This window comes from Actinoplanes sp. NPDC051633 (genome assembly GCF_040681735.1).
Classification (GTDB): domain Bacteria; phylum Actinomycetota; class Actinomycetes; order Mycobacteriales; family Micromonosporaceae; genus Actinoplanes.
On sequence record NZ_JBFAZH010000587.1, the window covers coordinates 1 to 4947 of the forward strand.

A 4947-nucleotide genomic window follows, 5' to 3' on the forward strand; every position below is an offset into this window, starting at 1 on the left:
GCGGCATCCGCCGAAAGGGAGCACGATGTCATCCTTGATCGCACCGGAGAAGGCCCCACCGGCCGAGCCGGAAGCGCCGCGACGCAGTCGCTCCACGATGGGCCGGCGCCTGACCCCGTTCGGCTACCTGTTCCCCACCGTGCTGTTGATCGTGGTCCTCATGGTGGTCCCGATCATCATGGTGATCGGCTATTCGTTCCGCGACAACGTGATCGTGCAGCCCGACTCGGAGTTCGCCGGGCTGGCCAACTACGCCAAGGTGCTCAGCGACCCGGATTTTCTGGCCGCACTGAAGAACACCGCCATCTTCATCACCGTGAGCATGGTAGCCCACCTGGTCCTGGGCCTGGCCTTCGCGATGATGCTCAACACGAAGCTGCTCAGCGGCGTCACCAAGGCCGTGTTCCGGATCGTCTACATCCTGCCGTGGCTGTTCACGATCGCGGTGATCGCGGTCATCTGGCGGCTGCTGCTCGACCCGGCCGGCGTGCTCAACTACATGCTGGAGACGCTGGGCCTCGTCCAGAACGCCGTGGACTGGCTCGGCGACCCCGGCAAGGCGCTCTGGGTGGTCACCTTCGCCAACATCTGGTCCGGCTACCCGTTCTTCATGATCAGCCTGCTGGCCGGGCTGCAGGGCATCCCGGGTGACCTGTACGAGGCGGCCGACGTCGACGGCGCCGGCCCGGTGCAGAGGTTCCTGCACGTGACGCTCCCGCAGCTGCGCCCGGTGATCATCAGCATGGCGGTGCTCGACCTGATCTGGACGTCTCAGCAGTTCGCGCTGATCTGGATGATGACCGGCGGCGGGCCGCTGAACGCCACCGAGATGCTCAGCACCTTCACCTACAAGCAGGCGTTCAGCGAGTACGAGTTCGCGACCGCGTCCGCCGCCGCCGTGGTGGTCCTGCTTCTCACGATGATCCTGGCGTTCTTCTACGTGCGCCAGCAAAGGGAGCGGTGATCCCCATGGCCGTGGCCACGACCATCCGCCGGCGTCGCACCCTCGCCAAGACCGGCGTCATCATCGGGCTGATCCTCGGCGCGCTCTTCGCCGGCCTGCCCGTGCTGTGGATGCTGTCCACCTCGTTCAAGGGCAACGGCGAGGTCTTCCAGTCGCCGCCGCAACTGATCACGAAGGGCTTCTCGTTCGACGCCTACACCGAGATCCTCGGCAACGGCGCCCAGCTGCGGTTCTTCCTCAACAGCTATATCGTCGCCCTTTCGGTGACGGCCCTGACGCTGCTGGTGGCGATCCTGGCCGCGTACGCGTTCAGCCGCTTCACCTTCCCGGGCCAGAAGACCATCAACGCCGTGATCGTCAGCGTCCAGGCCGTGCCGCCGATCACGCTGGTCATCCCGTACTTCGGGCTCGTCGTCGCGCTCGGCCTGTACAACACCTATCCCGGCCTGATCCTCACGCACATGGTGTTCACGCTCCCGTACGCGATCATCATGACCACCGCCTACCTGAACACCCTGCCGAAGGAGCTGGACGAGTCGGTCAAGGTCGACGGCGGCAGCAGCTGGACCGCGCTGTGGCGGATCCTCGTGCCGATCTCGGTCCCGGGCCTGGTGGCGGTCGGGGTCTACACGTTCATGATCTCGTGGAACGAGTACCTCTTCGCGCTCACGCTCACCCGCACCGACGACATGCGGACCGTGCCCATCGGCATCCAGCTGCTCATGGGTCAGCACTCCTACGAGTGGAACCAGATGATGGCGATGAGCATCCTCGGCTCCATTCCCGTACTCATCCTCTTCCTGCTCTTCCAGCGACGGTTCATCGGCGGGCTCACCTCCGGCGCCGTCAAGGCCTGACACCACCCATCACTCGAGGAGAAACCGAGAAATGCTGACGACCGGCAAGACGATCCTGGACGTCGCCAACGAGAACAGCTTCGCCGTGCCCGCCTTCAACATCAGCGACTGGGCCATGTTCAAAGGCATCGTGGAGATCAGCGAGGAGAAGAACGCGCCGCTGATCGTCGGGATCCACCCCGACGAGGTGGCGCACATCGGCCGCGAGATGATCGCCGGCATCGCCGCGCGGGCCCACACCGCGAGCGTTCCGATCGCGATCCACTGGGACCACGGCGCGACCTACGAGCAGATGCTCCAGGCGTTCCAGTTCGGCTTCACCTCGGTGATGATCGACGGTTCGCTGAAGCCGTTCGAGGAGAACATCGCGATCTCCAAGAAGGTCACCGAGTCCGCGCACGTCCTCGGCATCTCGGTGGAGGGCGAGCTGGGCACGATCGGCGCGAACGACAGCTACGCCGAGGCCGAGGGCGCCGCCACGATCATCTACACCGACCCGGACGATGCCGTGACGTTCGTCGAGCAGACCGGCGTGGACAGCCTCGCCGTGGCGATCGGCACGTACCACGGCTTTTTCCCGAAGGGCCTCAAGCCGGAGCTCAAGCTCGACCTGCTCAAGGAGATCAAGAGCCGGGTGCAGATCCCGCTGGTGCTGCACGGCGGCTCCAACAACCCGGACGACGAGATCGCCGAGGCCTCGCGGATCGGCATCAACAAGATCAACATCTCCACGGACATCAAGGTCGCCTATCACAACAAGATGCGCGAGGTGCTGGGCGACGACCCGAAGGTGCGCGAGCCCAATGCCATCCAGCCCGCCTGCATCGACGCCATGAAGGTGGTGGCCGCCCAGAAGATCGACCTGTTCGGCGCCACCGGGAAGGGCTCGCTCTACTGACATGGCCGACGCGTCACGGGTAGTCCTGGGCCTCGGCAACTGCGTGGACTACGAGCTCAAGCTGACCTCCGCGGTCCTGTCGCGGCTGGTCACCGAGTACGACATCCGCGCCGGGGAGTTGACCTCGTCACCGGCCACGGTCGCCGGCGAGCGCGACCTCGTGGTGTCGATCCTGTCCTACGTCGCGCGGGGCGGGGGCGGCGAGCACTTCGTCGCCTCCGCCCCGGCGCTCTCGGCCTTCGCGCACCGGTTCCCGCACCGCACCACCCTCGGCGGGACGGCGGCGCGGGCCGGCATCGTGCTGGACCGCCTCGGCGTGCCGTCCACCATGCACCTGGTCACCGTCAACGACACCGTGCGCCGCCTGCTGCCGGCGAGCATCGAGTACGTCTCCAGCGGCGTCGAGGACACCTTCCACCCACACCTGATCGTCCAGTACGACCGGGGCCTGCACATCGCAGTGCTCGGCATCACCGCGCCGTTCCCGAACCGGCTCATCTATGTCAACGACCCCGACAACGAGTCGATGGCGCTCACCGACGACCTCGGCCGCCTGCTGAGCCGGGCACAGATCTTCCTGGTGTCCAACTTCAACGCCATGCGCGACAAGGACCTGCTCGACCAGCGGCTGGCCGCGTTGCGCGAGCACATGCGCCGGCTGCCGCCGTCGGCGGTGACGTATTTCGAGGACGCGGCGTACCACGAGCCGGCGTTCAGCCGCCGGGTGCGTGAGGCGTTGCTGTCCCACATCGACGTGTACGGGCTGAACGAGGACGAGCTGCAGTCGTACCTCGGGCACCCGGTCGACCTGCTGTCGCCGCCGGAGGTCCTGGAGGCGATCACCGAGCTGCGCGCGCTCATCGGTGTGCCGATCCTGGTGCTGCACACCAAATACTGGGCGGCCGCGTTCGGCGGTGACTACACGGACGCTCTGGACAACGGCACCGTGATGGCCGCGACCCGGTACGCCCACGGCGACGACTTCACCGACGCCGTCGTCGAGCGGATGCGCCGGACGCCGCGGCGGCCCGAGTCGGTCGCCTTCGCGGCGGCGCTGACGTCGGGCGCGGGAACCGACACGATCTCCTGCGTCCCGGGTTTCGCGCTGGAGGTCCCCGATCCCACTACGGTCGGTCTCGGTGACACCTTCGTCGGCGGATTCCTCGCCGCGATAGCCGACCCGGAGGGCCGATGACCGTCGAAGCACTACCCGCCAACCAGCCGGAGACGTTCTACCGCGGCGCCGGCCGGATCGCCGAGTTCCGCAACGTGCCCGCGCTGGACGACCGCCCGGAGGACTGGGTCGGCTCGACGACGGCCCGGTTCGGTCTCGCCCCCTCGGGCCTGTCCACGCTGACCGACGGCCGTGTGCTGGCCGAGGCGATCGCCGCCGACCCGGGCTGGTGGCTCGGTCCCGGCCGCACCGACCCCGGCATCCTGGTGAAGCTGCTCGACGCCGGCCAGCGCCTGCCCCTGCACGTACACCCGGACCGCCGCTACGCCACCGCCCACCTGGCGTCCCCGTACGGCAAGACCGAGGCCTGGGTGATCGTGTCGGCGCGCCCCGGCGCGTACGTCCATCTGGGTTTCGCCCGCGACGTGGCGGCCGGCGAGCTCGCCGCCTGGGTGGCCGGCCAGCACACCGACGAGATGCTCGCCGCCACCAACCGCATCCCGATCGCCGCCGGCGACGCGATCCTCTGCCCGGCCGGCCTGCCACACGCCATCGGCGACGGCATCCTGCTGGTCGAGATCCAGGAGCCGACCGACTTCTCGGTCCTGCTCGAATACGAGAACTTCGGCCTCGCCGACGGCCACCTGGGCCTGGGCTACGACCTGGCCCTGCAGTGCGTGGACCGCGGGGCGTGGACGCCGGAGCGCCTCGACGGGCTGCGCGGCGGCGATCAACGGCTGCTGCCGGCGGCCGCGGACGAGTTCTTCGCCGCCCGCAGGCTGCGCGGCGGCGACCGCGTCGAGCAGGGCTTCAGCGTGCTGGTGGCGGTGGCCGGCGAGGGCCGGCTGACCGGCGAGAACGACGACCTGGCACTGCGGCGCGGGGACACGCTGCTCGTCCCGTACGCGGCCGGCCCGCTCAACCTGCGGGGCCAGGTAGAGGTGATCCGCCTCGCGGCTTCCTGACCGGAGGGGCCGCAACCAGTAGTGGTAGCCCAGCCACCCGTTCACCCGAGCGAAAGGTGGCTGAGCTACCACTTGGCCTCGCTGAGAGG

Annotated in this window: 5 protein-coding genes; all 5 read left to right on the forward strand. The window is 68.1% G+C overall.

Going from position 1 to position 4947, the window contains the following annotated elements; all coding sequences use genetic code 11:
• Positions 1-964, forward strand: a 964-nt coding sequence (locus AB0M20_RS27230; RefSeq protein ID WP_364302907.1) for a sugar ABC transporter permease, incomplete at its 5' end; no start/stop codon positions are given.
• A gap of 5 nt (positions 965-969) precedes the next feature.
• Complete coding sequence (locus AB0M20_RS27235) at positions 970-1821, forward strand: carbohydrate ABC transporter permease (RefSeq protein WP_364302908.1); 852 nt, start codon at positions 970-972, stop codon at positions 1819-1821.
• Positions 1822-1852: 31 nt separating this feature from the next.
• Positions 1853-2719, forward strand: a complete 867-nt coding sequence (locus AB0M20_RS27240) for a ketose-bisphosphate aldolase (protein ID WP_364302909.1) — start codon at positions 1853-1855, stop codon at positions 2717-2719.
• A gap of 1 nt (position 2720) precedes the next feature.
• Complete coding sequence (locus AB0M20_RS27245; protein ID WP_364302910.1) at positions 2721-3914, forward strand: ADP-dependent glucokinase/phosphofructokinase; 1194 nt, start codon at positions 2721-2723, stop codon at positions 3912-3914.
• Positions 3911-4858, forward strand: a complete 948-nt coding sequence (locus tag AB0M20_RS27250; RefSeq protein WP_364302912.1) for a class I mannose-6-phosphate isomerase — start codon at positions 3911-3913, stop codon at positions 4856-4858. Before AB0M20_RS27245 ends, AB0M20_RS27250 begins: the two co-directional genes overlap by 4 nt.
• The last annotated feature ends 89 nt before the right edge of the window (positions 4859-4947 follow it).